We start from the raw sequence: 26444 nt of genomic DNA, 5'->3' as shown, positions 1-26444 counted from the left end.
ATTCACCGAATATACAATGCTAAAATAGAACTTGAGTTGAAACGACCCTGACTTGAAAATGAAAAAATATATTTATTTATGCCTTACTTTGGGGATGACCTTGCAAAATGTCTATGCTGCGAGTGCAGAGCAGTATGTGTTGGCTGTTGAAGAAATTAATGCGCAATATAAACAAGATACCCGACAGTTTTTACGAGGCTTAAACCCACAACAGCAGGGTTTTAATCCGCAGCAACAGCAGCAGTTTTGCGGCATTGTTAGTCGTTATGTTGATCGTTTATATCAGGCAGCAGATGAAAACCGTGCCTATTTGGATCGTCGTTATCAGAATATTAATAAACAGGACGTGATTCAGCAGGTCAGCACATCTAAAGAAATGCAATTACTGAAAAAATATCAAGTGAACTGCGATTTAAAGTAAAAAGTTAAAGCAGAAGTGTCTAAGGGTGAATAGATAATCTATCTCATCCTAGGTTTAGCATTTTACTTAATAGCATTAGATAGAAAGATTAAAGCGGGCTTAATCTGACATTTAAATCAGTGTTCGGAGAAGCACAAATTTGGGGTGAGCTAATTAGCTTAATTTGGCTTTAATTTTGGCAGATACTTGAGCAGGATCGGCGCGCCCGGCTATGAGCGGACGCAGAGAGTTCATCACCTTACCCATATCTTTCATGCTAGTAGCTTGTTGCGCTTCAATGGTTTGCGCAATCATGGAATCAAGTTCTTCCTCAGTCATAGCTTCTGGTAGAAACTGAGATAACACCTCAATTTCGGCTTGTTCCTTACTAGCTAAATCTTCTCGGCCAGCGCCTTCAAAGGCTTTAACCGATTCTTTACGTTGTTTAATTTGCTTTTCAATGACCGCAAGAACCTGAGCATCGTCAAGCTCTTTGCGCTCATCGACTTCGATTTGCTTAATTGCCGCCTGTAGACTACGAATTACCGTTAACTTATGCATTTCTTTGGCGCGCATTGTCGCTTTCAAAACGTCAGTAATTTGGTTTTTCAAAGTCGTCATCATTTAATCCAGACAGGCAATCACAAATTAATTAGTAAAGGCGAGTAGTACGTACTGATTCACGCGCCAATTTCTTTTGGTAGCGTTTAACAGCAGCAGCTTTTTTGCGCTTACGTTCTTGAGTTGGTTTTTCGTAGAATTCACGCTTACGTACGTCAGCTAAAACACCTGCTTTTTCGCAAGAACGTTTGAAACGACGGATAGCTACGTCTACTGGTTCGCCTTCTTTCAATTTAACTTGTGGCATGAAGAATCCTCATTAAGTTATGGATAAGATCTGGGCGAAATTGCCCACGATCACAAGTGAAGGTCAGTATTTTACTCATTTACATCTCATATCACAAGTCTATAATAGGTTTCGCAATAGAATTGATACAGGTTATAGGCAATTTAATGATCGTTTTAGGCTTAGAAACATCTTGTGATGAAACAGGACTTGCACTGTATGACAGCGAGTTAGGTTTGCGCGGGCAAGTACTGTATAGCCAAATTAAATTGCATGCAGAGTATGGTGGTGTGGTACCCGAACTGGCTTCACGTGACCATGTGCGCAAACTTATTCCTTTAATCAATCAATTGCTTGAGCAGAGCCAAGTCAAAAAATCTGAAATTGATGCAGTGGCTTATACCCGTGGGCCGGGGCTAATGGGCGCACTCATGACAGGCGCATTATTTGGACGAACTTTAGCTTTTGCCTTAAATAAACCTGCAATTGGGGTGCATCACATGGAAGGGCACATGCTTGCACCATTATTGTCTGCGACACCGCCAGAATTTCCGTTTGTCGCTTTATTGGTTTCGGGTGGACATACACAGCTCATGGCAGCTTATGGCATTGGCCAATATGAATTGTTAGGCGAGTCGATTGATGATGCTGCAGGCGAGGCTTTTGACAAAGTTGCCAAAATGATGGGTTTACCGTATCCGGGTGGGCCAAATATCGCCAAACTAGCTGAACAAGGCGATGCCAAAGCTTTTGAATTTCCACGTCCAATGTTGCACCAAGGCTTAGAATTTTCATTTAGCGGTTTAAAAACTGCGGTTTCAGTACAAATGAAAAAGTTAGGTGATGAAAACCGTGATGCCGATATTGCGGCAAGTTTCCAAGAAGCGATTGTTGATACTTTGGTGAAAAAATCGGTAAAAGCTTTAAAACAAACAGGTTTAAAACGCTTGGTGATCGCGGGTGGGGTGAGTGCAAATACTCGGTTACGTGAGCGTTTAGAAGCAGATTTAGCTAAAATTCGTGCAACGGTTTATTATGCAGAACCTGCATTGTGCACCGACAATGGTGCAATGATTGCTTTTGCGGGCTATCAGCGTTTAAAAGCAGGGCAGCAAGATGGTTTATCGGTTACGACTACACCACGTTGGCCAATGACGGAGCTTACCAATCCAACTGCGGGTTAAGTTGTTCGTAGCATAAAATCAATCAGAGGCAATAATCTGCCTCTGACTTTATATGCTAAATTTTTACATTAATATTAGAAACGAATACTTAAGACTTAGCGAACTGCGTCCATTAAACCTTTGGTAAGATCTTTCATCATGCCTTGCATCACAGCATTCCCTGCATTTGTACAGTTTTCTAATTTTTTACCTTCTAGTGATTTACCTTGATTGGCCATTTCTTCGCACTTCTGCAAAACTTTTTTAGCTTCATCTAAGTTCTCGGCATAATACTCTTGCGTTTTCACTTGTGTACATGCTGTAAGCGTTGTAATTAAACTTACTGTAATTAACAAATTTTTAAATTTAAACATTATTTTTTAACCGTTGTTTGTTTTAAAGAGATTGCATCTTAAGCGAATAATGGGTTCATAAAATAATACAATGGACTAAAGTTGATCTTATTAAGTAAAATTAAATAATTGCAATATAAATATTTTTAATTTTTTTGAAGTTTTATAGTCATATTCTATCCCAAACTTTATTTCACGTATTGGTTTCAAATAGAACTGCTTTATTTTTTTTGTGCACTCATCCTACAATTTATAGAAATCCATAAAGTAGCTGACAGCAGTATTTAAATCTGTGAATCCTGTCCAATTGTTGTGTTTTCAACTTTAAACTATGATTTTTGGTAGATATTTAATATAAAACTAATTGAGATAAACATGCGATTTAAAAATACATTTTGCATTATTTGTGTGATGGGGATGATGGTATTGACCGCTTGCGAGGGCGCTGAGTCAATACAGCAAAATATAAATAGTACAGAAAATCAGCCGAGTTCAGTGACAGCCCAACAGGTCGAAGTACCGACTCGTTTGACTACTGTAGCAACTCATCCTTCGGCTATCACACCTGAAGCGACAGTACCGCAAGAAGTATATGTAGGAGAGCCGACTGTGGCAGAAATGCAGGCGCATGGCGAAGAATTTTATAAAGACACATTGGCACGGATTGCTGCAGAACAAGGTCAGTAGTCGCTCAGTCATTTAGCGCGTTTAAATAGAGTGGGTTGCTGACTATCTTCTATATGCAAACAACCCATTAAAATATTTAAAGTGCTTTAAGTTGCTGCGAGCCAATCCAGTGTTTAGAAAATTGATAGGCAGCACGCCCTGAACGCTGTCCACGTGCCTGACACCATCTTAATGCTTCTGCACGTACTTCGGCAGTCATTGGCATTTCGGCTTTGTGTAAATAATGCTCCACAATTTCTAAATATAGATTTTGATCCATTGGATAAAACGACAGCCATAGACCAAAGCGATCAGACAGTGAAATTTTCTCTTCAATTGCTTCTTGAGGATGCAACTCAGTATATTGCGGTACATCTACACGAGTGACAGGTGTATTTTCATGCATAAATTCAGGTAATAGATGACGTCTGTTACTGGTTGCATAAATAATAAAATTACTGGAACCTGATTGTAATGAACCATCTAAAACACTTTTTAAACTACGATAATTTTCATCTTCTGCGTTAAAAGCTAGATCATCACAGTAGACAATAAATTTTTCAGGACGATGCTGAATGATTTTTTGAATTTCTGGCAATTCAGACAAATCATCGCGTTCAATTTCAATTAAACGTAATCCTTGATTGGCATACTCGGTCAATAGGGCACGTACAATAGATGATTTTCCCGTACCGCGTGAGCCTGTAAGTAACACATCATTGGCAGGTAAGCCATTTAAAAACTGCAAGGTGTTTTGAATGACTTTTTCTTTTTGCTTTTCGATGCCTTTTAAATCATCTAAATCAATTTTTCTTGGTTGTTGAATCGCTATCAATTGTCGATCTTGCCATTTGAATGCGATGGCGGAAAAGTCGGTTTCTTGTTTTAAAGCAGGTAAACTTTGCTGTAGTTGTTGGAGTACATGAGAAAGTGATAATAAGATGTTGTCGGGTAAATCTAGGTTTGCCATGATAATTCAGCTTAAAAAATGCAGATCAGATTGCTACACTTTAAGACTAGCGCAATTGACCTAGATTTGACAATCAAAGTGTGAATCGAGTCATTGACGCGTATTACAATTTTTTAGATATTGTTGTGTATAGTAGGCATAGGCAAGCGTAGTGCTGCGAATAAACCAACGGATTGAGGAATGCTATGTTATTTAAAGATTTCACCGAAGATGTTAATCCGCATCAAGCCTATCGCATAAAAAAACTCAAGCGCCAAATTCAAAATGCCGAATCGTATGAAGAATGGAAAAGTATTGCCATTCGTATAGATGAAGAAACTGGTGCGCAAGAATGGAAATATGACAACAGTTCGCCATATTTTGATGCGGAAATTATCTCGCATCGTTTAAATTTATTACGCCGTTATCGCACCACCGAACGCAGTCACGATTTAATTTATATTTTGCGTGAAGGTTTAACTTTTGACATCGCCAATATTGCCCATCCGATGTTGTTTACTGCAACCTATGTGGGTACTAAAAAAATTATTGAAGATTATGTGGATGAAGTCAGTAAAAGTTTGGCTTTTGTCGCTTCAGATGAATGTCAGGCTTTAACCAAAGTAGAAAAAATAGAGTTTTTTCAGCAATGCCAAACTGCATACGGACAACCTGCCTTGATGTTCTCTGGTGGGGCAACGCTAGGTTTGTTTCATACTGGTGTTTGTAAGGCCTTACTTGAACAGGATTTAATGCCTAAAGTGCTGTCGGGTTCGAGCGCGGGTGCAATAATGACTGCAATGCTAGGCATCGCAAAACCTGAAGAAGTACAGCATATTTTGGGTGGTGAGTCATTTTTCCACGAAGCATTTCAGTTTAGACAAATGCGCGAAATTCTTAAAGGCAATGGTGGAATTGCCGATGTGCATTATTTAAAAAAATTCCTGATCAAAAACTTGGGCGATACCACGTTTGAAGAAGCTTTTCAAAAATCAGGTTTGCATATTAATGTGGCGGTTGCGCCTTATGATGCATCGCAAGACTCACGCATTATGAACAGCTTCACTGCGCCAGATTTGTTGGTTTGGAGTGCGGTGTTGGCCTCGTGTGCTGTGCCAATTTTATTTCCACCAGTACGTTTAACCAACAAGCGTTATGATGGCGAACACACTCCATATATGGGTAAAACCCGTTGGGTGGATGGCAGTGTGCGTAGCGATTTCCCACAGGAAAAAATGGCACGTTTGTATAATATTAACTACACCATCGCCAGTCAGGTCAATCCACATGTAGTGCCTTTTATGCAGGATGATATTAAGCGTTATCGTAAAGATATGCTGAGTTGGCCAGAACGGATTATTCGTCGTCAGGGCAAAGTCATTAGTCGTGGGGTAATGGATTTTGTACGTGAGCGCGCAGGAGCTGTACCGCCAGTGCGTCGTTTGCTAGATCATGGCTATGGCATTGTCGATCAACGCTATTATGGTGATGTGAATATTGTAGGAAGCTATAACCTGCGTCATTACAGCTATATGTTGCAAAACCCGAAACCACATTTATTTAAAATTTTACAGCGTGAAGGCGAGCGTGCGACTTGGCCGAAAATTTCATCGATTGAAACGCATGCACGTGTCGGTAAAACTTTGCAACATTGCTTAGAATTATTAAATGCACCTCAAATAGAGGTATCCACCGAAGTCGCAGCAGAAATGCGCACTGGCGCAAGTGTTGTTTAATGTTTTAAATTTGGATGTTCAACAGCTAGATACTGCGCAGTTCGAGTTGCGCAGTAAAGCGCAAAGTTTGCAACATGGTCGGCATATTTATCGTTTTGAACATCAAGGGCAGTTTTATTGGCTGAAAGCCCAACAACAGGGAGTTTATGCGACAGTAGAGCAGGGCTTTGCACAAGAATGGAACTTTTATAAACAGTACGCGCAATCATCACATTTATCTTTTTTATTGCCATGTGAATTGATGGATGCTGCACCCATTCATATTCAGCCGCAGGGTAATTCACATGACATTTCATCGCATTATTCACAGGTCTATTCACGTGCTTTAATTCTGTCTGAGGCGCAAGCTATTTTTGCGATGGGTAATCTACCTGAATATACAGAAGCGATTAAACACATATTTTTGCGTGTCTTTGAAGCAGTGGATGCATTGCATCAATTGGGTTGGATTCATGCCGACTTAAAAGCTGAACATATTGTGCAGTTAGATGGGCAAATCAAACTGTTAGATTTTGAGCAAGCACAGCAAGTTGCAGATATTCAATGTCAGGGGATGACCGCCACACCACGTTATATGGCGCCAGAATTATTTCACGGACAGCCTAAAACTGCACAAAGTGATATTTATGCGTTAGGCATTATTTTTTATGAGTGGTTAACGCAACAACGCTTACAGGCAAAGAGTTACCACGATTGGGCATATTTGCACTGTCAAAGATTGCATATTCAACTTCCCATACATCTACAAGCATTTTTACCACTGCTGAATCACATGTTGGCAAAGTCTTATTCGCAGCGTGCAACGAGTATTGCAGAGTTGAAATTATGGCTTAGTGGCTGAATATGCTTAAGAAAAAATCAAAAAATAGTTTTTTGTTTTTTATTTAAACAGTCATTGTGCTTTTTTATAAAAAAGGCTTGTCATCAGGAAGTGATCTCTATAATATACACAGCCATCGGGGACGTGGCGAAATTGGTAGACGCACTGGATTTAGGTTCCAGCGCCGCGAGGTGTGAGAGTTCGAGTCTCTCCGTCCCCACCACTTAAATATCAAGTCAGCTTGATTTTAAGTTACAGAGGATTGGTGTAATGGTAGCATGACGGTCTCCAAAACCGTTCGTCAAGGTTCGAATCCTTGATCCTCTGCCAAATTAAAATCCAACAACTCAGTTGGTACCCGATGTTGGGGACGTGGCGAAATTGGTAGACGCACTGGATTTAGGTTCCAGCGCCGCGAGGTGTGAGAGTTCGAGTCTCTCCGTCCCCACCATACATTAAAGAGCAAGGCAATGACCTTGCTTTTTTATTGCCTGTTATTTTAGCTTTAAATCATTGCATCTCTTTGACAAGGCTTAGATGTATTTTAAGATTTAAAGTTCAGTATAAAAAAAAGCCCATAAACAGGTTATGGGCAAGATCATCTTTAAGTGTTGATGAAATACGATTTGAATTTTTATTTTTGCATCCTATCAAGTTCAACCGTTATCGCATACTTATCTATATTGTATAAGTACTTATGCTTTTAAATGGTCTTCAAATTCCTCGCCTAATTTCATTGCTAAAGCATTACCAGAAAGCTCGCAAGTGACCAAACCATATTCTTTTTGAAAGCTAAATGTGAAACCGTGACCATCCGCCAAATTTTTGACTGAATAACCTAATTTTTCTAACCAAATACGAAACGCAATTAAATTTTTTGCTTTAACAACTTTTTTCACGAGAGAACTCCTATCCATTTATTTAATTATTAATAGGGATATTTCTTGAATTTTTAAAGGGCAGAAATGTATTTCTTTGACATTTTTTTCACTGATTTTTAGAAATCTAAAGTCCTTTTAAGCAATTAGAATATTTTAAAAGAATTATTTATTTGTAAATTATTGATATTTATTATTTTAACTGAGGTGGCGTAATTAATTTTAAGGTCTTAGATATATTGCCAAAAGATGACTTAGAAATATTTTGTTAATGATTTTTAGTTTTAGGCTGTATTTATTTTCAGCATTAACACATAAAGATTATCCATTTTTTATGCCAAGCTTTAATTTAATGCAATGGATATTAGTATGGAGCATGTCGGTACCTAATAGACATTAGCTTATACTATGGTTGAGTTTGAAGATTTGGGAAATAGACATGACCGCACAAACAATTCAACAGCAGGTGGAGTGCATGGTGAAGCAGATGCAAAATCAAGGACTAGAGCCTGTTGCTGTGATGCTCGGGCATGAAGATTGGTTACTGTTTTCCTCACAATCCAAAGTGGATTATACGCCTTTTGGCAGCGCACGCCGTTATCAGCCTGCATTGTCCAATTTGCTGTTGGTGCGGGTCGATGAAATGAATGCTGTACGTGTGGTGACGCAAACTCAATTAGATGAGTTTGCTGCCAGTAATCAGATTTTATAATCCGAGAGAAATATCAGATGCTTTATGATCAAAGCATCAATTTAAAAGTTGTCTTTGAGTTCACGTAATTTCTGAAATTCTTCGACACTTTCGGCTCTTAAAAATGGATTGGTTTCTAGTTCTAGTTCGATGCTGCTTGGCAAAGTGGGTTTATTAAGCATGCGTAAACTTTCAATTTGTTGATAACGCTCTTGAATGGCAGCATTGTCGGGTTCTACATGCAGTGCAAATTGTGCATTCGCCAATGTATATTCATGGGTGCAATATACTCGGGTACGCGGAGGCAGCGCTGCCAAGCGGTTTAAAGATTGATACATTTGCAAATATGTACCTTCAAAAACACGCCCACAGCCCATCGCAAATAAAGTGTCGCCACAGAACAATACATCCAACGCATCTATAAAATACACAATATGCCCCAAGGTATGTCCCGGAACGGCAATAACATCGACCTGTAAATCATGAAAATTGATATGGTCTTGGTTTTGTAAAGGATGCGTGATAAACGGAATTTTGCTCAATTCTTCACGTGGCCCATAAACAGGTAAATTACGTTCTGCAATGAGTTCAGGCACACCGCCAATATGGTCTTGATGCCAATGCGTCAACCAAATTTGCGCGATCTCTAAACCATGATTTTGGCAAAAATCTTCAACAGGTTTGGCATCGGTTGGGTCGATCACCACCACTTGTTTGTTAGCACAATGTTCAAGCAACCAAATATAGTTTTGTGATGGTTTTTGCGCATCAATAAGATGGACTTGGTAGTGCATGCTCAATTCCTGAAACTTAATCGCTTGTGGCTATTACAGCATGCTTTTGCGGGCGTGTAAAAGTGTATCCCCAAGTGTCTGAGTATCGCTTTGCTATGTGACCACTTGATGATGAACAAGAGATGTAAAGATAAAATAGAAATAAAAATCAAATCCATAAAAAATGCCGTGATCAACACGGCATTTTAAAACAGAGATTCGGTTTGATCTTAGCGGATTTTTGCCAAGAAACGACCTAAACGTGTCATTGCTTCACGTAATTCATTTTCTGCAGGCAAGAACACGACACGGAAATGATCAGGCGTTGGCCAGTTAAAACCTGTACCTTGAACCAATAAAACTTTTTCTGCTTTGAGTAAATCGAGCATTAACTTTTCGTCATCTTCAATTGGATAGACGTTTGGATCAAGTTTCGGGAAGCAATACATTGCACCCTCAGGTTTGACACAAGACACGCCAGGAATGTCGTTCAGCATTTCCCATGCAATGTTACGTTGTTCGTATAAACGACCACCCGGACGAATCAAGTCATTGATAGACTGATAACCACCCAATGCTGTTTGAATCGCGTACTGCGCCTGATGGTTGGCACACAAGCGCATAGACGCCAACATGTCTAAACCTTCAATGTAGTCTGCAGCGCGTGATTTATCGCCTGTAATCGCCATCCAGCCTGAACGGAAGCCCGCAATGCGATACGATTTAGACAAGCCATTAAATGAGATACAGAGTTGATCACCCGCTAAAGCTGCAACCGCAACATGCTCAATGCCGTCATAAATAATTTTGTCGTAAATCTCATCGGCAAATAAAATTAAGTCATATTTTTTTGCCAATGCTACAATTTGTTCCAACACATGACGTGGATAAACCGCACCCGTTGGGTTATTCGGGTTAATAATGACAATACCGCGCGTATTTGGCGTGATTTTGCTTTCCATATCGGCAATGTCTGGATACCAAAAGTTTTCTTCATCACATTTGTAGTGAATAGCAGTACCGCCCGATAAATTCACTGCCGCAGTCCAAAGCGGGTAGTCAGGCATTGGTACCAGCATTTCATCGCCATCGTCCAACAAGCCTTGCATCGCCATAACAATCAGTTCAGACACGCCGTTGCCTATATACACATCATTGACATGCATATCGAAAATGCCTTTTTGCTGATAGTACTGACAAATCGCTTTACGCGCAGGGAAAATCCCTTTGGAGTCGGTATAACCAATCGCATTAGGCAAATTCAATGCGACATCATTAATAATTTCCTGTGGCGCTTCAAAACCGAATGGGGCAGGGTTGCCAATATTCAGTTTAATAATTTTATGACCGGCCTCTTCCATTTCATTGGCCGCTCGTAACACAGGTCCGCGAATGTCGTAGCATACATGCTCAAGTTTTGATGATTTCTTTATTTCGCGCGGAGTCGTGTTACCTAGTACGGACATAGTTCCATCCAATGATTAGAAGATAAATAAATTATAGATTACTGAAATATCACAATCTATGCTGAAATTTAGCTAGATATTTTGCAAGGTCTAGCGTAAAAATGGAAGTACTGAAGCATGACACTGAATGTCAAAGATTTAAAGGAGTTAGTGATGGGAAAACTCAATAAAACAGACCGAGAATGGCAAAGAGAGTTATCACCAGAGGAATTTCGGATTACACGTCAAAAAGGCACGGAGCCTGCTTTTACGGGGAGATATTGGAATACTAAACAAGAGGGGATTTATACCTGTCGTTGTTGCGGTACAGCGCTATTCTCATCTGAAACAAAATATGACAGCGGTAGCGGTTGGCCAAGTTTCTATCGTCCAATCCAGCCTGGGGTGATTGAAGAACATCAGGATGGTTCGCATGGCATGCAGCGTACTGAGATTGTTTGTCATCATTGTGACGCACATTTAGGGCATGTTTTTGATGATGGTCCACAGCCAACAGGATTGCGCTATTGTGTCAATTCGGCTTCTTTAGAACTCAAAACAAAAGAAAAAAATGATGAGGGAAATTATCCATGACCAACATTTATCAGTTTGAAGCTGAGTTGTTAGATGGACAAAATAAAGCCTTTAGCGATTATGAAGGGAAGGTTTTGTTGATTGTAAATACAGCCAGCAAGTGTGGTTTTACGCCTCAATTTGCGGGTTTGGAAAAGTTATACCAACAATATAAAGACCAAGGTCTGGAAGTTTTGGGCTTTCCGTGCAATCAGTTTGGTGGGCAAGATCCAGGTTCCAATGAGCAAATTGGGAGCTTCTGCCAAAAAAACTATGGTGTCAGTTTTCCAATGTTTAGCAAAATTGATGTGAAAGGGCCTGAAGCACATGCGATTTTCCGTTACCTGACCAATAACAGTAAAGGTATTTTGGGCAACGGAATTAAATGGAATTTCACCAAGTTTTTAATTGGCAAAGATGGCAAGGTGTTGAACCGTTTTGCTCCGACCACAAAACCTGAAGATTTGCAGGCGGAAATTGAAAAGGCTTTACGATAAAGGCTTGCGCTTGTGCAAGTAAGATAATTAAGGCGATCAGATGATCGCCTTAAATTTAGTTGAAATCATTAACTTATAAAATCGCTTTAAGACGTTGAATTACTTGTTCACATTGTGCCAAATCTGCAACCAAAGCCAAGCGAACATGGTTTTCACCTGGGTTACCTTGTGCGGTTTCACGAGATAAATATCGCCCTGGTAGCACTTTAATATGGGTTTTTTCCATCAACATTTTGGCAAAGTTTTCATCATGATCGACTTTGAGCCAGTAATAAAAACCTGCATCTGGTTTTTTTAATGGCAGTAAATGCCCAAGTTCCATTTGAAATAATTCAAACTTGGCGCGATATTGTTGACGATTATCTTCAACGTGCTGTTCATCATCCCAAGCTGCAATAGATGCCAATTGATGTTGAACAGGCATTGCCGCACCATGATAGGTACGATATTGCAAATAAGGTTTTAATAAGTTGGCATCGCCCGCAACAAAGCCTGAACGCATGCCGGGTAAGTTTGAGCGTTTAGACAAAGAATGGAATACGATGCAGTTTTTGTAGTCATCGCGTCCAAGTTCGGCACAGACTTCCAGTAAACCTGTAGGAGCTTGGTCAAACCATAATTCCGAATAACATTCATCAGATGCAATGACAAAATTATATTGATCTGACAAAGCTATTAGCTTTTTAAATTGTTCTTTTGAAAGGACAGCACCCGTTGGATTTCCTGGTGTGCAGACAAATAATAAAGCGGTTTTTTCCCAGACTTCTGCAGGTACGGCATCAAAATCACCCAAGTAATTATTGTCTTCGGTGCAATTGATGAAATAAGGTTGGGCACCTGCCAATAAAGTTGCCCCTTCATAAATTTGATAAAACGGATTGGGCATCACTACATAGGGTGCATCTTCACGTCGAATCAATGCTTGTACGAAGGAAAAAATCGCTTCACGTGTACCTGAAACGGGGAGAACTTGAGTGTCTGGGTTAACTTGTTTTAAATGAAAGCGTTGTGTCAGCCAATGGGCAATGCTGTGACGTAATTCAGGCAGACCTTTGCTGTTCGGATAAGTCGATAAATGCTGAAAATTATCAATAATGGCTTGTTTGACAAATTCAGGTGCAGGATGTTTAGGTTCGCCAATAGACAGTGGAATTAACGGTAAATTTGTAGGTTGTACGTCCTGAAATAGTTTGTTTAACTTTTCAAAAGGGTAAGGAAGTAATAAGGACAAACTTGAGTTCATGGATGTTCCGTAAATTGAAGTTAATGTTGACCACAGACCTGATTAGAGGCCTCATCTAAAGCAGCTTTGAGCTGGATGGCAAAGGTATCTGCTTCAGACTTTGTCATTGGGTTGCCATCTTTTTTGGTGACGAAGAAAATATCTTCGGCACGTTCGCCCAGGGTGGCAATTTTGGCGGAGTGAATATCTAAGCCTTGCATCATAAACAAGCCGCCAATTTTGGCGAGTAACCCGGGATGATCTAGTGTGGCAATTTCGACCATGTTTTGATTCAGCGCTGCATTGAAAGTCACTTCTACTGTATTTTCAATGTCAAAATGACGTAATTGACGCGGAATGCGGCGTTGCATCAGACCCGGATATTTATCTGACTGGCTCAAGGCATTCACTAAAGCCTCAATCACCATTTCTTCACGTTCAGGGTCTGTTAAGAGTGTGCCAAAACGGTCTAAGACCACGTAAGTATCCAAACTAAAGGCTTTGGTCGCAGTAATAATTCGTGCATCCTGAACGTCAAGGTTCATGCGGTCTAAAATAGCGACAGTTGTGGCAAATAGGTTGGGTTGGTCTTGCGTGTAAATAAAGATTTGTACTGCGTCTTGTGCTGATTTTCGGTGCGCGCGCATGAGCACTAATGGTGCAGGATTATCGCCATGCTCCAAAATCGCGCGGGTATGCCATGCAATTTCATCGGCAGATTCTTTAATAAAGTATTCATCGCCCAGTTCTTGCCAGACTTTTTCAACAGCACTGAGTTCAAAATCTTTAACCAGTAACTCGCTTGCCGCAAATTTGGTGTCTTCAATCAGCATTTGATAATCGACGGGACGCCCAAGTCCTGAGCGAATGACATCACGCGCTTGCGTATAAAGTTGGCGCATTAAGGATGCACGCCATGAGTTCCAGAGTGTTGGATTAGTCGCATTAATATCAGCAACCGTTAAGGTATAGAGATAATCTAAATGCTCCATATCTCCCATTTTTTCGGCAAATTCCTTGACCACATCGGGGTCAGAAATATCTTTTTTCTGTGCTGTGACTGACATCAACAAGTGATTTTTGACTAACCATGCCACAAGGTTACATTCACGTTCAGTAAATCCGTGTTTACGGCAAAACTCAATCGCATCTACCGCACCAAGTTCACTGTGATCACCACGACGACCTTTAGCAATATCATGGAAAATCGCAGCCAAATAAATAATGTCACGACGGGCTAAACGCTGAAATACCGAACTGACCACAGGAAAATCTTTCGCGAATTCAGGTTCTTTGAAGCGGCTTAAATTGCGGAGTAATAGTAAAATGTGCGCATCGACTGTATAAATATGGAATAAGTCGTATTGCATTAAACCTGTAATTTGACCAAAAGCGGGGATGTAATTGCCCAATACACCTAAGCGTTTCATAGTCACCAAGGTATTATACAAGCGGTGCGGTGAGCGCAAAATTGCCATAAACAGCGCTTGATGCGTTGGATCATCACGGAAACTTTGGTCAATACGCTTGGCTGCAAGTGTCAGCAGGCGCAGTGTTCGTGCGCGAATTCCTTCAATTTCAGGACGATTGGCCAATAAATAGAAAATTTCTAAAATTGCGCTTGGTTTTTCTGAGAAAATTTTGTGGTGCTGCACGGCAAGTTTGCCATCGACCAGTTTAAAATTTTCATTAATTTCTTCAATGTTACGTTCATAATTAGGCAAACGCGGGGTAATGACCGACTCATTAAAATAGGCCAGCAACATTTCATTTAAAGTGGAAACTTGCTGTGCAGAGCGATAATAACGCTTCATAAATTGTTCAATCGGGTAATTTTGCGGTTTACCTTCTTCTCGAACATAGCCAAAAGTTGCTGCAATATCTCGTTGATAATCAAACAATAAACGGTTTTCATCACGTTTGGTTAAACGATGGAGATGATGACGGATTTCCCATAAAAAGCTTTCGGCTTCTTCAAGTACACCCAATTCAAATTCTGAAATAAAACCTAAATGCACCAAGTCGTAAATACGATTGACGCGAAAATGGCGTTTGGCAATCCAGCCAATTTGGTTGATGTCACGAATACCGCCCGGAGCATTTTTAATATCAGGTTCTAAATTACTTTCGGTGTCATTGTGCTGCGCGTAACGCTTGCTTTGCTCCTCCATTTTGGCATCAAAAAAGGTTTTATCTGTCCAAGTTTGCGAAACAATACGACGCGGCCATTTGGCAAGCTGCTGATTTCCTGTAATTAAACGCGCTTCAATCAAGGCAGTTGCAACAGTTAAATCACTGGTTGCCTGAATCACACAGTCTTGAATAGTCCGCACGCTGGTGGCAGGTTTGAAGTTGCCAACATCCCATAAAGACGAAATAAAGGTCGAAATAAGTTGTTCTTGTTCTGATGTGATTGCATCTTCCGACAACACCATAATATCGACATCGGAATAGGGCAGCATTTCTTTACGCCCATAGCCGCCCACTGCAAATAGGCTCAAATCGGTTTTGTCTAATTCAGCATGTTGCCATAAGAAAGTGAGCGCTTCATCAATCAGGTTAGAACGCGCCAAAATCACTTCACGAATGGATTGTCCATTTTCAAAACATTGTTGTAGCTGATTTTCGACATCGGTGCGCCATTGGTTAATGGCCTGAATGTCATGGTTGCTTTTTACATAATTCAGCAAGGGTAATGTAATGATCATGGACAATTCCGTTATGCAATGACGAGCTTAATTTTGATTTTCGTTTAAATGTACGCGAACAGTGTCCGCAGTCTGCTGAGCTAGCTCACGCGCTTGCTCTGTGGTTTCTGCTCGTGCAGTGGCAACGCCCATACGACGACGCTCAAAACCTTCAGGTTTGCCAAATAAACGTAAATCTGTATCGGGATGTGCTAATGCAAGATTCAGGCCAGAAAATGAAAGATTCGTTGCATCGACACCTGTATAAATCACCGCACTGGCTGCAACGCTATGGCGTGTGGTATTGACAGGTAAGCCTAAAATCGCGCGGGCATGTAATTCAAATTCACTTTGGAATTGTGAAGCCAATGTCACCAAACCTGTGTCGTGTGGACGTGGAGAGACTTCACTGAACCAGACTTTATCGCCTTTCACAAACAGCTCTACACCAAAAATACCGCAACCACCTAAGGCAGTAGTCACTTTGTGTGCAATTCGTTTGGCTTCAGTCAAGGCAGCATCACTCATGGCTTGAGGTTGCCAGCTTTCTACATAGTCGCCTGCATCTTGACGGTGACCAATTGGGTCGCAATATGAAGTTTCGATCGCACCAGTTTCTGGGTTTTTAGCACGTACGGTTAATAAGGTAATTTCAAAATCGAAGTCAATTTGTGATTCAACAATCACAGTGCCTTGATTGACGCGCCCGCCAGTCTGGGCATATTCCCAAGCTGCATCAACTTCATCAAAGCAGGTGACACGCGATTGTCCCTTGCCTGAAGATGACATCACAGGCTTCACAAAGTTTGGATAACCAATGTCATCACATGCAGCGCGGAAAGATTCGAGAGAATTGGCAAAGCGATAAGCGGATGTCGGCAAACCTAATTCTTCTGCAGCCAAACGACGAATGCCTTCACGGTTCATGGTCAAATTTACCGCTTTGGCAGATGGAATCACTGTTGCAATATTTTGCGCTTCAATTTCAAGTAAAACTGATGTCGCAATGGCCTCAATTTCAGGCACAATTAAATTGGGTTGAATTTTTTCAATCAGTTGTTTTAATTCTGTGGCATCTGCCATGTTTAAAGTATAAGCATAATGTGCGACTTGCATGGCTGGCGCATGGTCGTAGCGATCGGCGGCATGTACTTCTACGCCTAAGCGTTGCAGTGAAATTACCACCTCTTTACCGAGTTCCCCTGAACCCAATAGCAAAACTTTAAAAGCAGAAGATTGAAGGGGAGTACCAATGGTCACGCTCATGTGAATCGTCCTTGCTAAAGTGGGCTTTTAGCATAGCAGAACTGTTCCATGAGTTAAGCCCTGTTTGCAACAAAATCATGATTTTGTCATCTACTTATATTGCATTCAGTGCTTTATAGTAATTAGGGCTGAATCCTGAAATAGCTCATTTGGACGATTCAACCTCTAAATTTCAGCAACATTAGAACGAAAATGGCACATAAGTATAAATTAAACCATAGGTGATGGCTGCAGTAAGCGTGGCAGGGACGATTTTCTTAAACTTAAAATACAAACCTGTGAGTACTAAAAAGCCAATTAACATCGCAAAACTTTTATTGGGTGTTTCAAGCAAAGGTGGCAAGGTTGCAACCACAAGCATAGAGCTAATTGCAGCAATACCAATACTGCCTAAAGCGATTTTAAGCCATAAAGCACCACGTTGTTGCGAGCCTTGTTGAAACTTCTGAATCACAAAGAATGGCCCAAAACGTGAGGCGAAGTTTGCGATACCGACTATAATACCGACCAAAATAATTTCTAAACTCATGATTTTGCTCCTGTATGTTCAGGGTCGGGTTGTTTTAAAACATAGTGTTTAAATAATCCCGCCAAAATACCTGAAGAAATCCCAATAAAAATTGCAGCAGATAAGTCAATAAAATAACAAGCTACGGCAGATACTAGAATGGTGATTCCCACGACAAAGGTGTGTTTCTTTTCAAATGCTGCCAATAAGAAGCTAAGGAATAAAGCGGGCAGTAAAAAGTCGAGCGCCGCTTGCAAAAACTGTGGCATTTTAGTGACTTGATCGGCAAATAATCCGCCTAACAAAGAGCCTAATGCCCAAGACAACCAACTAAATAAACTCAGTCCAAGCATCCATGATTCAGACCATTCCTGACGGCGCTGTGACAGTTTAATCATGCCTGAGGCAAAAACTTCATCGGTCAGACCCCATGACCAAATTGCAGTTTTTTTTAGGTTTAAACGATCTTGAATCAGGTTTTGTAAGGCCGGGCCGTAAAGTAAATGTCGAATATCCAAGGCGATTACCGTTAATGCGGTCATCCAGATTGAAGTTCCACTGCCCAATAAGGCAACGACTAAAAATTGACTCGCCCCTGCATACATCGAGCAAGATAAAAATAAGGCTTCCCATGCGCTAAAGCCGAATTGAGTTGCAGAAACACCAAAAGCAAAAGAAACAGGCAGATAGGTGAAAATAATCGCCTGACTATCTTTTGCACCTTGCCAAAAACTTGCTGCGGGCGCAGTTTGAATATTGTGTACGGACACGACACACCTTGTGGGAGAAAGTTGAACGATGGGTCAAATGAAGATTGTGTATTATACTTGAATTCATTAGCATGATGCCGAATTGTTTGTATGGGCGAACCGATATGTTGAAATTGAAAACACCTGTAATCCTGCTTGCTTCAATGTTATGCAGTAGCCTGTTATTGCAAGCGTGTAGCAATGACAACAACCCGCAAAAAACAGTAGAAATTAAGCCTGCGCCAAAACTCACCAATGATGCGACTGTGTATGCGCAAGCCGCGTGGGAATTAATGGATGAAGTTGAGCCGTACGTGTATCGTAAACAGCGTAACTTAATTGAAGATAAAGTCCGCAAACCTGCCCGTAAATTAAGTACCGACTGGCGTATTAATGTCAAAATGACCGACTCTGTAACGGAAGGGAAATATGCGCTGTGTCGTAAGGCCTTGACCAGTTTGGAAATTTGGGCACGTGCGACGATTGACAGTTCAAGCAGTCTTGCACAAAAACAAGCCGATTATGAACGTGATAAAAAACAATGTGCCGATGCTTTGGCGCATCCTGAATTGGGTAATACCGACCCGAAACAAAAGGGCAATGTGGTGCAGTCTTAGTTGAGATTATTTTGCATTGATGTGATGCAGAATCGCCTATAAAAAAACCTCGATGCTTACATCGAGGTTTTTTTATTGAATCAATGCTCGGCTGTAAGCATTGTTCTAAAACTAAACATAAAAACAATTAAACATTAAAACGGAAGTGTAAAACATCACCGTCTTGTACGATATAAGTTTTACCTTCCAAGCGCCATTTACCTGCTTCTTTTGCACCTGCTTCGCCGTTGTATTGTACGAAATCCTCATAAGCAATACATTCTGCGCGGATAAAGCCTTTTTCAAAGTCAGTGTGAATTACGCCTGCTGCTTGTGGTGCAGTTGCACCTACTTTCACTGTCCACGCGCGGACTTCTTGTACGCCTGCAGTAAAGTAAGTTTGCAGACCTAACAGCGCATAACCTGCACGAATCACTACGTTCAGCCCTGGTTCTTCCATACCAAGAGCTTCTAGGAATTCTGCACGGTCTTCATCTTCAAGTAATGAAATTTCGGCTTCAATTTGGTTGCATAAAGGCACCACAATCGCATTTTCTTCTGCAGCAAGTTTTTTGACTGCATCTAAGTGCGGGTTGTTTTCAAAGCCATCTTCTGCCACGTTCGCAATATACATGGTTGGTTTTAAGGTTAATAAACCAAAACCACGAACCAATTTGCGTTCATCGTCATCTAAATTGGCTGCACGTGCAGGCTTGCCATCATCCAGTAAAGGTTGGATTTTTTCTAAAACGGCTTTGGTCGCTACGGCTTCTTTATCGCCACCTTTGGCAGATTTTGCTAAGCGTGTAATGGCTTTGCTCACCGTTTCTAAATCGGCCAACGCAAGTTCGGTATTGATGGTTGCAATGTCATCTAATGGGTCAATTTTACCATTTACGTGAATGACGTTTTCATCTTCAAAGCAACGAACTACATGCGCAATCGCATCAGTTTCACGAATGTTGGCAAGGAATTGGTTACCTAAACCTTCACCTTTAGATGCACCTGCAACCAAACCTGCAATATCCACAAATTCCATCGTGGTTGGTAATACACGTTGCGGATTTACGATTTCCGCCAATTTGTCCAAACGTGAATCTGGCACAGGTACAATGCCTGTATTTGGCTCAATGGTACAGAACGGGAAGTTTTCCGCTGCAATTGCAGCTTTGGTTAAAGCATTAAAAAGCGTAGATTTACCAACGTTTGGCAGGCCCACAATACCACAATTAAAACCCATGAATAACTCACAACGTGTTATTTAAAAATTAGGCACGATTTTACATGAAAGGGCAGATAAAGTCAGGTCATCGGACAGATGTTTCTCCAATCTAGCGTGCTTGATGCTGTACGTTGAATTTCTTTTCGGAATTGATTTTGAATTGCTGACTGTTTCGCCTGAATTTTGAATAAAAAGTACATTGTAATTATAAGAGGCTATGACTAAAGTATGACAAGCACAGTATTGATACTGCTTTGGATATCAAAATTTTAAATATGGAGATTTTATGCGCATCTTATACCAGTTTCCTTTGTCTCATTTTTGTGAGAAAGCTCGCTGGTTATTGGATCATAAAGAGTTAGATTATGATGCGCAAAACTTAATTCCAGGCGTGCATCGCGCTTTTGCCCAATTAAAAACAGGGCAAAATAAATTACCTATTTTACGTGATCAAGACCGCTGGATAGCAGATTCGACTCAAATTGCTTTATATCTAGATGATATTTACCCCGAACATGCCTTGTTACGCAGTGATGCCGAACAATATAAACATGCGTTGGTCATAAATACTTTGGCTGATGAATTGGGGCAGCATGTGCGTCGATGGGGGTTGGCGCATGCATTATCTGAAAGTGAAGAACCTTTGGAAATTTTAATTGGCGAAAAAGGCTATTTGCGTCAATTTTCTAAATATTCCAAGCCAATTATTAAAGCCTTGGTGTCTAAGGGCTATCAGCTCGATCAAGATAAAGTTGCAGAATCCAAACAGCGGATGGATGAATTAATTGTCATTTTAAATCAGCATTTGATTGATAATTACGGGCGTTATTTTGTGGGTGAGCGTTTAGGTTTGGCCGATATTTCAGTGTGTTCGATGCTTGCACCTATTTTGGAAATTTCTGGAACGCCGTGGGAAAAAGAACATGATGAAGTGATTTCTGAAGAATTTAAAGATTATAAAAAATATTTGCTGGATTTACCTTTAGGGCAATATGTTTCTCGTATTTATCAAACTGAGCGTAATGCACGTGTAGATTGGCGCGGTATTTAAATGTTATCGCCTCAGATAAAATACGCGCAATCTGCGCGTATTTTTTTGGATACTGATGTATAAAATCTAGAACTAAGAGTTAGAACAAAGAATTTAAGTTATTCAAATCAAAATTCTGTACCAAATTTGGTAGGGTAGCTAAATCAAATTGAGTGTCTGATGTGCCACCAGTTAAATTGCCAAATGCATCGCCTAATGCAGGGACTAAGCTATCAATATTGATCTCTGAACTGGTTGTAGATGACGCACCTTGCAGTAAGTCGCTGATGTTAAAATCTGAACCAGAAATTAAGTTGTCAAAACCATCACTCAAGCCATCTAAGCTGAAACCACCAGTTGTATCTCCAGTCAGATTATTTAATAAACCACCTAGATCAAAGTCACTTGCAAGCTGACCTTCAGGATTAAGCAACGCAAGAATTGGTTCTAGAGCAGCGATATCTAGACCACCTAAATCACCACCGATGTTACCGCCAATTAAGCCGCTTGCCAGTTGCGCAATTTGTGCAATATCAAGATCGCCATTGCCTTGCATTAAACCGCCTACTAATTCAGCAATGACCGCGATATCCATACCGCCTAAACCGCCACCGATATTGCTGCCAATCAAGCCGCTTGCCAGTTGAGCAATTTGCGCAATATCAAGATCGCCATTGCCTTGGATTAAACCGCCTACAAGTTCAGCAATCACTGCGATATCTAGACCGCCTAAACCTCCACCGATGTTGCCACCAATCAAGCCACTAACCAGTTGAGCAATTTGAGCAATATCAAGATTACCCGTATTACCACCGATTAACCCACTCACTAATTGGGTGAGTTTCGTAATATCTAAATCACCTGCATTGCTGTCAATCATGCCGCTGAGTAAATTGGTGATGGAAGCAATATCGAAGCTACCGCCATTGGATTGTGTCAGTTTGCTAATTAAACTGGTGATATCTAAGTTGGTATTCGAGCTTGAAAATTGGCTGATTAGATTGGTTAGGCTAGAACTATCTAAGCTGCTGCCAGAGAGTAAACTTTTTAATAAAGAATCTAGGGTAGGTGTGGTCGAGGTCGAACTAGTCAGGCTGCCAAGCAAACCAGAAAAGGTATTGCTTAAAGAGCCACCACTTAAGAGTCCATCGAATAAAGAGCTGGTCTGAGTTTCAACGGTAAATACAGAGCTAATTTTATTTTCAGCAAGCTTAGAGATTTAAAAGCCATGACGACTCCTTGTATTTTTATTGGTTTTGTTGTGCTGCATTGTGCTTATTGTCGAGCGCATCTGTTTTAATACATTTCTATACACTTGTAAAAGATAGACGGTCGGGATTGTGAAAATGTATGAGTAGATTCGTTGTTTTGTTGAGTTTTTTAAATTTAAAAATTTGAAAATCAATAAATTAGAAAGCTGTTCCGTTTGTCTGTTAAGTTGTTCAAAACGATAAGCGGTGATCTGTTGAATCATAAACATTTTGCTTTAATAATGGAAAATAATTTTCGATAAAGATGCTTAGTCTGCAAAATAATTTAAGTATAATGGCAGCATGAGTTTAAATTTTATCAGATTAGATTGAGTGCTTGAAAATGGAATTAGATCGCTACGATAAGCATATTTTAGAAATTTTAAGCAATGAAGATGTCAATTTGAATGAACTTTCCGAGCGGGTTAATCTGTCGGTAAGTTCGGTGCATCGCCGTATTAAAAGTCTGATCGATCATAAAATTATTTCAGGTTTAAAGCGTGAAATTAATTATCAAAAACTGGGCTTTAGTTTGCATGTGTTGTTGCAGGTGTCTTTGAGCAAACACGATACCGATATTTTTGCCAAATTTTTGGATGAATTGGAAAGCATTCCTGAAGTGATACGTGCATTTTTGGTGACAGGACAGACTGCAGATTTTATTGTAGAGGTTGTGGCACGAGATATGGAAAATTACAGCGAAATTTTATTAAAACGGATTGGTAAAATTGAGCATGTGGCAGGTTTGCATTCTAGCTTTGTGATTAAAGAATATGATGTTTTAAACTGTCATGGTTTATTAAATAAAGTTTAATTTATTAGAATCTTAGAATTATTTTGACTGGATCTATAAAAAAACGCACGAGAACGTGCGTTTTTAGGAATTGCAGTTAGACCGATTATGCGTCTAATTGTGCTAAAACTTCATCAGAGAATTCAACGTTGGTATATACGTTTTGAACATCATCTAAATCTTCAAGCATATCAATCATTTTCATAATTTTTTTCGCTTGATCGATGTCTGTAATTTCTGCTTTGGTCGATGGACTCATAACCACTTCAGCATTGTCAGATTTCAAACCTGCTGCTGTTAGCGCATCTTGAACTATACCAAAAGCTTCTGGCGTAGTAATAACCAAAATGCCATCTTCAGACACTTCAATATCTTCTGCGCCAGCTTCTAAAGCCACTTCCATCACTTGATCTTCTAAAGATGAATCTTCAAATGAAATTTCACCACGTTTGGTGAATAGGAATGCTACAGAACCATTGGTGCCTAAGTTACCGTCAGTTTTAGAGAAACAGTGACGTACATCTGGCACGGTGCGGTTTAAGTTGTCTGTCATGGTTTCTACAATAACCGCAACACCACCTACACCATAACCTTCATAGGTTACTTCTTTAAGATCGTCGTTATCTTCACCGCCTGCACCACGCTGGATGGCACGGTTAATGACGTCACGTGTCATGTTAACTGAAAGTGCTTTTTCCACAACAGCACGTAAACGAGGGTTACTTGCCGCATCTGGACCGCCGAGCTTTGCAGCAGTTGTTAATTCACGAATAAATTTGGTAAACAACTTACCACGACTAGCATCTTGTTTGGCTTTACGATGCTTAATGTTGGCCCACTTGGAATGACCCGCCATGCGAACTATGCTCCTTACAGATTGGCAGTATGCCTATCAAAATTGCGCCCATTCTAACATAAGCCCTTTTTTTAGATAAAGGGCAGAGTTTTAGGTTTTTTAAGTGTTGCTTTGAGTTGTTTTTGGCTCAGGAATGACAATATCTAAGCCCACTTGTTCTTTATATAATTGTTGGATAAGTGCCATATCGTGATCTAAATCTGTCGGATAGATTTTGCCAAAAATCCCACCTTGTTTGGTTTGTGAGTTGGCATACATTAAAACGATAGGCACATTGGCTGCTTTGGCAATATGCCAAAAACCTGTACGAATTGGCTTGCGGGCTTCACCTGTTTTTGCGCGAGTTGCTTCGGGTGCGATGACCAAATTGAAATGTTCATTTTGATCAAAAAGTTCGACCATTTGCGACACAATATCTTTGTTAGATTTACGGTCTACTGGAATACCGCCGACTTTTTCTAAAATAGGTTTAAGTGGCCCTTTAAAAAGCTCTTTTTTGATTAAAGTATGAATTTTAATATCATAAATTTGGAACAGAGCAAGCGAGAGGATTGCATCCATCATTGAGGTGTGTTCAAAACCGACGATCACTTGTTTATTTTCGAGGATGTTGGGTTCTACCTGATATTGCCATCCTGCAAGTTTGAATGCGGACTCGCCTATAAATTTTTTCAACATAGATTTAACAGCTGATGAATCTGGAAATGCATAATTTCTGCTTGTTTTATATAAGAGTCAACAGAAAATTGTTTGAAATATAGCAATCTCAAGTGATGCAGTTGATATAGCGTTATATCTTTTATTGGTTTTAACTCTAAATACTTTGTTTTTAATATTAAAAATATATGAATTGAGAGAAATTAAGTCTTAAATTGAGCAAAAATGCACTATTCAAATGATTTGTAAATCATTAGACTTTGGTCGTAATTAGCTATGATTCTATTCATCATTTCACTATTCCACGCATCATGGAAGGATACTAAAGTGGCTTATTTGACGACTTTTCTTGTGGCATTGACTGTGTTGTTATTGGTCTTGGTATGGTCAATGTTTGAGTTGTTTTTAGAAGTGCGTAAAGAGAAGCGTTTAAAGTTGCATCGGGCAATGTTTCGGAAAGTGAAGGTGTAGTTTTTATATTTCAATAATAATCAAATTCGTCTGCTGACTATCTATACAGCAATTTCTGAAAATGGCTTGTGTTTTTAAAAAATCTTCGCTAGTATTCTTTGCGCTTGAACTTGTTGAAATATAACAAATTCAATTATAGGGCCTATAGCTCAGTCGGTTAGAGCAGCGGACTCATAATCCGTTGGTCGACAGTTCAAGTCTGTCTGGGCCCACCATATAAAACAACCACTTACGTGTACTAATCGTAAGTGGTTTTTTGTTTTTTAAAATTAGTAAGCAAATAGTAAGCAAAATAAATCAACTTAAACCTGTCTTCTGATCTAGCATCTATCAATCAGCATGGGTAATTAATGACAATGTTTTGCAGTTGAGTAAGCTTAGTGTAACTTTAACTTTACTAATTTTGATTGGTAACGTGTGAATTCAAAGTTCCTCACTATTCTTTGTATAGAGGTTTTCAATAGATGTTAGCTTTAATTGATACTTATGGAACTCATTTTTGAAATCATCAAAGTGGTTTTTTAGTAAAGTATATCGTTGAGGATTGTTGTCATGGGCAATTTTAAGTATATGATATTGATTAATTTGTTTTAGATGAAAGTCTATATCAGCTCCCATTTCGATCAAACGTGAATTGGGTTCTAACTGAAAATGCAATTGTAATAGCTTGATTAAGTAGTATCCCGAGCAACCAATTAAATTTATAATTAATAAGCTGTATTCCATTAAAGCTAGGTAACTATATTCAAGATTCTGAATATGAAGCTTGAATTTACTTTGATAAGTCTTAAATAGCAAAAAACTATACAGATCTAAAACACAGTCAAATTCCTTCGCAAAATTAGCATCAAAGTTGATTACAACATCTTTAATATTTTTTGTTTGTATAGTTTTTTGAGTGAAACTATTTAGATTTTTATAAAAATTATATAAATCTTCTTCAGTAACGTAAGTTTTACTCAATATTTCCCAAATGGGATGGATAAAATAAATTATAGTGTTAGGAAGTTTATTTTCTACAATTTTTAATTTTGTTACTGGAGATACTTGTCCAGTGGAAAATTTTGTCCAAATTTTACTACCATTTTCATTAAAAAATTTATCTAGTTTATTTTTACTTGCTGAGCGTGAGTCTAACTCCGTTTGATGTGGACGAACATTATTTTGAATATTTTCTTTAAGAACACGTTCTGCAACCTGTTCATACCAAATAATAGTTTTCAATTTTGTAACAAATCCAGTTTTTGGACGCCCTGACATAAAATGTTCCACTGATAATCAAAAAGTATAATTTTTTTGGGGGTAAGAAAATATAGTAATTATAAGAACCTACTCAAACAAGTACT

29 protein-coding genes and 4 tRNA genes are annotated in these 26444 nt (G+C 39.6%); 16 read left to right on the top strand and 17 right to left on the bottom strand.

What is annotated here, in order from left to right; all coding sequences use genetic code 11:
- The first annotated feature begins 58 nt into the window (after positions 1-58).
- Positions 59-421, top strand: coding sequence for a hypothetical protein (locus tag FTT71_RS00705; RefSeq protein WP_004971462.1), 363 nt, complete (start codon positions 59-61; stop codon positions 419-421).
- Between the two features lie 153 nt (positions 422-574).
- Here the strand turns inward: FTT71_RS00705 and FTT71_RS00700 are convergent, their stop codons facing one another.
- Positions 575-1021 carry a GatB/YqeY domain-containing protein gene (locus tag FTT71_RS00700; RefSeq protein ID WP_154321276.1) on the bottom strand — a complete coding sequence of 149 codons (447 nt, stop codon included), beginning with the start codon at positions 1019-1021 and terminating at the stop codon, positions 575-577.
- A gap of 31 nt (positions 1022-1052) precedes the next feature.
- Complete coding sequence (rpsU, locus tag FTT71_RS00695) at positions 1053-1268, bottom strand: 30S ribosomal protein S21 (RefSeq protein WP_001136722.1); 216 nt, start codon at positions 1266-1268, stop codon at positions 1053-1055.
- 146 nt (positions 1269-1414) lie between these two features.
- On the opposite strand from rpsU, the gene tsaD reads away from it, so the two are divergent.
- A complete protein-coding gene (gene tsaD / locus FTT71_RS00690) occupies positions 1415-2431 on the top strand; it encodes a tRNA (adenosine(37)-N6)-threonylcarbamoyltransferase complex transferase subunit TsaD (RefSeq protein ID WP_004971458.1) in 1017 nt (338 codons plus the stop codon).
- A gap of 95 nt (positions 2432-2526) precedes the next feature.
- Here the strand turns inward: tsaD and FTT71_RS00685 are convergent, their stop codons facing one another.
- On the bottom strand, positions 2527-2784 hold the full coding sequence (locus FTT71_RS00685; RefSeq protein WP_004971457.1) for an EexN family lipoprotein: 258 nt from the start codon (positions 2782-2784) through the stop codon (positions 2527-2529).
- Positions 2785-3138: 354 nt separating this feature from the next.
- On the opposite strand from FTT71_RS00685, the gene FTT71_RS00680 reads away from it, so the two are divergent.
- Positions 3139-3450 (top strand): hypothetical protein, encoded by a 312-nt coding sequence (locus FTT71_RS00680; RefSeq protein WP_104851815.1) that lies wholly within the window; start codon positions 3139-3141, stop codon positions 3448-3450.
- Between the two features lie 76 nt (positions 3451-3526).
- Here FTT71_RS00680 and FTT71_RS00675 read toward each other — a convergent pair whose 3' ends face one another.
- On the bottom strand, positions 3527-4399 hold the full coding sequence (locus tag FTT71_RS00675) for an ATP-binding protein (RefSeq protein ID WP_096902520.1): 873 nt from the start codon (positions 4397-4399) through the stop codon (positions 3527-3529).
- 185 nt (positions 4400-4584) lie between these two features.
- Here FTT71_RS00675 and FTT71_RS00670 point away from each other — a divergent pair, with 185 nt between their 5' ends.
- The 5 genes from FTT71_RS00670 to FTT71_RS00650 all read left to right on the top strand — a co-directional run bounded on the left by FTT71_RS00670 (position 4585) and on the right by FTT71_RS00650 (position 7385).
- Complete coding sequence (locus FTT71_RS00670) at positions 4585-6114, top strand: DUF3336 domain-containing protein (protein ID WP_096902519.1); 1530 nt, start codon at positions 4585-4587, stop codon at positions 6112-6114.
- On the top strand, positions 6104-6955 hold the full coding sequence (locus FTT71_RS00665) for a protein kinase (RefSeq protein ID WP_180059792.1): 852 nt from the start codon (positions 6104-6106) through the stop codon (positions 6953-6955). The genes FTT71_RS00670 and FTT71_RS00665 overlap by 11 nt, the downstream gene beginning before the upstream one ends.
- A gap of 117 nt (positions 6956-7072) precedes the next feature.
- Positions 7073-7157, top strand: a tRNA-Leu gene (locus FTT71_RS00660).
- Positions 7158-7190: 33 nt separating this feature from the next.
- Positions 7191-7264: transfer RNA gene (locus tag FTT71_RS00655), tRNA-Trp, on the top strand.
- A 36-nt stretch (positions 7265-7300) separates the two neighbouring features.
- A tRNA-Leu gene (locus tag FTT71_RS00650) sits at positions 7301-7385 on the top strand.
- A 244-nt stretch (positions 7386-7629) separates the two neighbouring features.
- On the opposite strand, the gene FTT71_RS00645 is transcribed toward FTT71_RS00650, so the two are convergent.
- Positions 7630-7833: a hypothetical protein gene (locus tag FTT71_RS00645; protein WP_004971452.1), complete on the bottom strand. Its 204-nt coding sequence runs from the start codon at positions 7831-7833 to the stop codon at positions 7630-7632.
- A 418-nt stretch (positions 7834-8251) separates the two neighbouring features.
- Between FTT71_RS00645 and FTT71_RS00640 the strand changes: the two genes are divergently transcribed.
- Complete coding sequence (locus FTT71_RS00640; protein ID WP_096902295.1) at positions 8252-8524, top strand: hypothetical protein; 273 nt, start codon at positions 8252-8254, stop codon at positions 8522-8524.
- A 41-nt stretch (positions 8525-8565) separates the two neighbouring features.
- Here the strand turns inward: FTT71_RS00640 and gloB are convergent, their stop codons facing one another.
- Positions 8566-9297 (bottom strand): hydroxyacylglutathione hydrolase, encoded by a 732-nt coding sequence (gloB, locus tag FTT71_RS00635; RefSeq protein ID WP_180160651.1) that lies wholly within the window; start codon positions 9295-9297, stop codon positions 8566-8568.
- A gap of 209 nt (positions 9298-9506) precedes the next feature.
- Positions 9507-10742 carry a pyridoxal phosphate-dependent aminotransferase gene (locus tag FTT71_RS00630; RefSeq protein ID WP_004971448.1) on the bottom strand — a complete coding sequence of 412 codons (1236 nt, stop codon included), beginning with the start codon at positions 10740-10742 and terminating at the stop codon, positions 9507-9509.
- Between the two features lie 153 nt (positions 10743-10895).
- Here FTT71_RS00630 and msrB point away from each other — a divergent pair, with 153 nt between their 5' ends.
- Together msrB and FTT71_RS00620 are read left to right on the top strand one after the other, a co-directional pair.
- Positions 10896-11315 (top strand): peptide-methionine (R)-S-oxide reductase MsrB, encoded by a 420-nt coding sequence (msrB, locus tag FTT71_RS00625; RefSeq protein WP_180160688.1) that lies wholly within the window; start codon positions 10896-10898, stop codon positions 11313-11315.
- Positions 11312-11791: a glutathione peroxidase gene (locus FTT71_RS00620; RefSeq protein WP_096902294.1), complete on the top strand. Its 480-nt coding sequence runs from the start codon at positions 11312-11314 to the stop codon at positions 11789-11791. The genes msrB and FTT71_RS00620 overlap by 4 nt, the downstream gene beginning before the upstream one ends.
- 73 nt (positions 11792-11864) lie before the next feature.
- Here the strand turns inward: FTT71_RS00620 and dapC are convergent, their stop codons facing one another.
- The 5 genes from dapC to FTT71_RS00595 all read right to left on the bottom strand — a co-directional run bounded on the left by dapC (position 11865) and on the right by FTT71_RS00595 (position 18229).
- The gene (gene dapC / locus FTT71_RS00615) at positions 11865-13034 is read right to left on the bottom strand and encodes a succinyldiaminopimelate transaminase (RefSeq protein WP_180160650.1); all 1170 of its coding nucleotides are present in this window, start codon (positions 13032-13034) and stop codon (positions 11865-11867) included.
- A 20-nt stretch (positions 13035-13054) separates the two neighbouring features.
- Positions 13055-15721 carry a [protein-PII] uridylyltransferase gene (glnD, locus tag FTT71_RS00610; protein ID WP_004971443.1) on the bottom strand — a complete coding sequence of 889 codons (2667 nt, stop codon included), beginning with the start codon at positions 15719-15721 and terminating at the stop codon, positions 13055-13057.
- Between the two features lie 27 nt (positions 15722-15748).
- Positions 15749-16966, bottom strand: coding sequence for a formate-dependent phosphoribosylglycinamide formyltransferase (gene purT / locus FTT71_RS00605; RefSeq protein ID WP_180160649.1), 1218 nt, complete (start codon positions 16964-16966; stop codon positions 15749-15751).
- A gap of 181 nt (positions 16967-17147) precedes the next feature.
- The gene (ygaH, locus tag FTT71_RS00600) at positions 17148-17495 is read right to left on the bottom strand and encodes an L-valine transporter subunit YgaH (protein ID WP_179989735.1); all 348 of its coding nucleotides are present in this window, start codon (positions 17493-17495) and stop codon (positions 17148-17150) included.
- Positions 17492-18229 carry an AzlC family ABC transporter permease gene (locus FTT71_RS00595; RefSeq protein ID WP_171062558.1) on the bottom strand — a complete coding sequence of 246 codons (738 nt, stop codon included), beginning with the start codon at positions 18227-18229 and terminating at the stop codon, positions 17492-17494. The genes ygaH and FTT71_RS00595 overlap by 4 nt, the downstream gene beginning before the upstream one ends.
- A 119-nt stretch (positions 18230-18348) precedes the next feature.
- On the opposite strand from FTT71_RS00595, the gene FTT71_RS00590 reads away from it, so the two are divergent.
- On the top strand, positions 18349-18840 hold the full coding sequence (locus FTT71_RS00590; RefSeq protein ID WP_180160648.1) for a hypothetical protein: 492 nt from the start codon (positions 18349-18351) through the stop codon (positions 18838-18840).
- A 127-nt stretch (positions 18841-18967) separates the two neighbouring features.
- Here the strand turns inward: FTT71_RS00590 and ychF are convergent, their stop codons facing one another.
- Positions 18968-20059: a redox-regulated ATPase YchF gene (gene ychF / locus FTT71_RS00585; RefSeq protein WP_004971435.1), complete on the bottom strand. Its 1092-nt coding sequence runs from the start codon at positions 20057-20059 to the stop codon at positions 18968-18970.
- Positions 20060-20327: 268 nt separating this feature from the next.
- Between ychF and FTT71_RS00580 the strand changes: the two genes are divergently transcribed.
- Positions 20328-21092 (top strand): glutathione S-transferase family protein, encoded by a 765-nt coding sequence (locus FTT71_RS00580; protein ID WP_180044092.1) that lies wholly within the window; start codon positions 20328-20330, stop codon positions 21090-21092.
- A gap of 79 nt (positions 21093-21171) precedes the next feature.
- Here FTT71_RS00580 and FTT71_RS00575 read toward each other — a convergent pair whose 3' ends face one another.
- On the bottom strand, positions 21172-22176 hold the full coding sequence (locus FTT71_RS00575; RefSeq protein WP_218955387.1) for a hypothetical protein: 1005 nt from the start codon (positions 22174-22176) through the stop codon (positions 21172-21174).
- A 488-nt stretch (positions 22177-22664) separates the two neighbouring features.
- Here FTT71_RS00575 and FTT71_RS00570 point away from each other — a divergent pair, with 488 nt between their 5' ends.
- Positions 22665-23135, top strand: a complete 471-nt coding sequence (locus FTT71_RS00570; RefSeq protein WP_004971430.1) for an Lrp/AsnC family transcriptional regulator — start codon at positions 22665-22667, stop codon at positions 23133-23135.
- 85 nt (positions 23136-23220) lie between these two features.
- On the opposite strand, the gene FTT71_RS00565 is transcribed toward FTT71_RS00570, so the two are convergent.
- Together FTT71_RS00565 and FTT71_RS00560 are read right to left on the bottom strand one after the other, a co-directional pair.
- The gene (locus tag FTT71_RS00565; protein ID WP_070155957.1) at positions 23221-23970 is read right to left on the bottom strand and encodes a YebC/PmpR family DNA-binding transcriptional regulator; all 750 of its coding nucleotides are present in this window, start codon (positions 23968-23970) and stop codon (positions 23221-23223) included.
- Positions 23971-24069: 99 nt separating this feature from the next.
- A complete protein-coding gene (locus FTT71_RS00560) occupies positions 24070-24648 on the bottom strand; it encodes a 1-acyl-sn-glycerol-3-phosphate acyltransferase (RefSeq protein WP_131261328.1) in 579 nt (192 codons plus the stop codon).
- A gap of 306 nt (positions 24649-24954) precedes the next feature.
- On the opposite strand from FTT71_RS00560, the gene FTT71_RS00555 reads away from it, so the two are divergent.
- Positions 24955-25098 (top strand): hypothetical protein, encoded by a 144-nt coding sequence (locus tag FTT71_RS00555; protein ID WP_154320842.1) that lies wholly within the window; start codon positions 24955-24957, stop codon positions 25096-25098.
- Between the two features lie 138 nt (positions 25099-25236).
- Positions 25237-25313 (top strand) — tRNA-Ile (locus FTT71_RS00550).
- Between the two features lie 208 nt (positions 25314-25521).
- Here the strand turns inward: FTT71_RS00550 and FTT71_RS00545 are convergent.
- Entirely contained in the window at positions 25522-26358 is an 837-nt protein-coding gene (locus FTT71_RS00545; protein WP_180160647.1) for a hypothetical protein, read from the bottom strand.
- Positions 26359-26444 lie beyond the last annotated feature (86 nt).

This window comes from Acinetobacter sp. YH01004 (assembly GCF_013420455.1).
Classification (GTDB): Bacteria; Pseudomonadota; Gammaproteobacteria; order Pseudomonadales; family Moraxellaceae; genus Acinetobacter; species Acinetobacter towneri.
Note: the sequence above shows the minus strand (reverse complement) of the source record. Positions and strands in the feature narration are given on the sequence as shown.

Bases quoted from the DNA above. Each gene is read 5' to 3' on its own strand.
- glnD (WP_004971443.1), bottom strand. From the start codon at position 15,721: ATGATCATTACATTACCCTTGCTGAATTATGTAAAAAGCAACCATGAC.
- tsaD (WP_004971458.1), top strand. From the start codon at position 1,415: ATGATCGTTTTAGGCTTAGAAACATCTTGTGATGAAACAGGACTTGCA.
- rpsU (WP_001136722.1), bottom strand. From the start codon at position 1,268: ATGCCACAAGTTAAATTGAAAGAAGGCGAACCAGTAGACGTAGCTATC.
- FTT71_RS00705 (WP_004971462.1), top strand. From the start codon at position 59: ATGAAAAAATATATTTATTTATGCCTTACTTTGGGGATGACCTTGCAA.
- FTT71_RS00620 (WP_096902294.1), top strand. From the start codon at position 11,312: ATGACCAACATTTATCAGTTTGAAGCTGAGTTGTTAGATGGACAAAAT.
- FTT71_RS00640 (WP_096902295.1), top strand. From the start codon at position 8,252: ATGACCGCACAAACAATTCAACAGCAGGTGGAGTGCATGGTGAAGCAG.
- FTT71_RS00685 (WP_004971457.1), bottom strand. From the start codon at position 2,784: ATGTTTAAATTTAAAAATTTGTTAATTACAGTAAGTTTAATTACAACG.
- ygaH (WP_179989735.1), bottom strand. From the start codon at position 17,495: ATGAGTTTAGAAATTATTTTGGTCGGTATTATAGTCGGTATCGCAAAC.
- FTT71_RS00630 (WP_004971448.1), bottom strand. From the start codon at position 10,742: ATGTCCGTACTAGGTAACACGACTCCGCGCGAAATAAAGAAATCATCA.
- FTT71_RS00700 (WP_154321276.1), bottom strand. From the start codon at position 1,021: ATGACGACTTTGAAAAACCAAATTACTGACGTTTTGAAAGCGACAATG.
- FTT71_RS00570 (WP_004971430.1), top strand. From the start codon at position 22,665: ATGGAATTAGATCGCTACGATAAGCATATTTTAGAAATTTTAAGCAAT.
- FTT71_RS00580 (WP_180044092.1), top strand. From the start codon at position 20,328: ATGCGCATCTTATACCAGTTTCCTTTGTCTCATTTTTGTGAGAAAGCT.
- gloB (WP_180160651.1), bottom strand. From the start codon at position 9,297: ATGCACTACCAAGTCCATCTTATTGATGCGCAAAAACCATCACAAAAC.
- FTT71_RS00680 (WP_104851815.1), top strand. From the start codon at position 3,139: ATGCGATTTAAAAATACATTTTGCATTATTTGTGTGATGGGGATGATG.
- dapC (WP_180160650.1), bottom strand. From the start codon at position 13,034: ATGAACTCAAGTTTGTCCTTATTACTTCCTTACCCTTTTGAAAAGTTA.
- FTT71_RS00675 (WP_096902520.1), bottom strand. From the start codon at position 4,399: ATGGCAAACCTAGATTTACCCGACAACATCTTATTATCACTTTCTCAT.
- FTT71_RS00670 (WP_096902519.1), top strand. From the start codon at position 4,585: ATGTTATTTAAAGATTTCACCGAAGATGTTAATCCGCATCAAGCCTAT.
- FTT71_RS00560 (WP_131261328.1), bottom strand. From the start codon at position 24,648: ATGTTGAAAAAATTTATAGGCGAGTCCGCATTCAAACTTGCAGGATGG.
- msrB (WP_180160688.1), top strand. From the start codon at position 10,896: ATGGGAAAACTCAATAAAACAGACCGAGAATGGCAAAGAGAGTTATCA.
- FTT71_RS00565 (WP_070155957.1), bottom strand. From the start codon at position 23,970: ATGGCGGGTCATTCCAAGTGGGCCAACATTAAGCATCGTAAAGCCAAA.
- purT (WP_180160649.1), bottom strand. From the start codon at position 16,966: ATGAGCGTGACCATTGGTACTCCCCTTCAATCTTCTGCTTTTAAAGTT.
- FTT71_RS00590 (WP_180160648.1), top strand. From the start codon at position 18,349: ATGTTGAAATTGAAAACACCTGTAATCCTGCTTGCTTCAATGTTATGC.
- FTT71_RS00545 (WP_180160647.1), bottom strand. From the start codon at position 26,358: ATGTCAGGGCGTCCAAAAACTGGATTTGTTACAAAATTGAAAACTATT.
- ychF (WP_004971435.1), bottom strand. From the start codon at position 20,059: ATGGGTTTTAATTGTGGTATTGTGGGCCTGCCAAACGTTGGTAAATCT.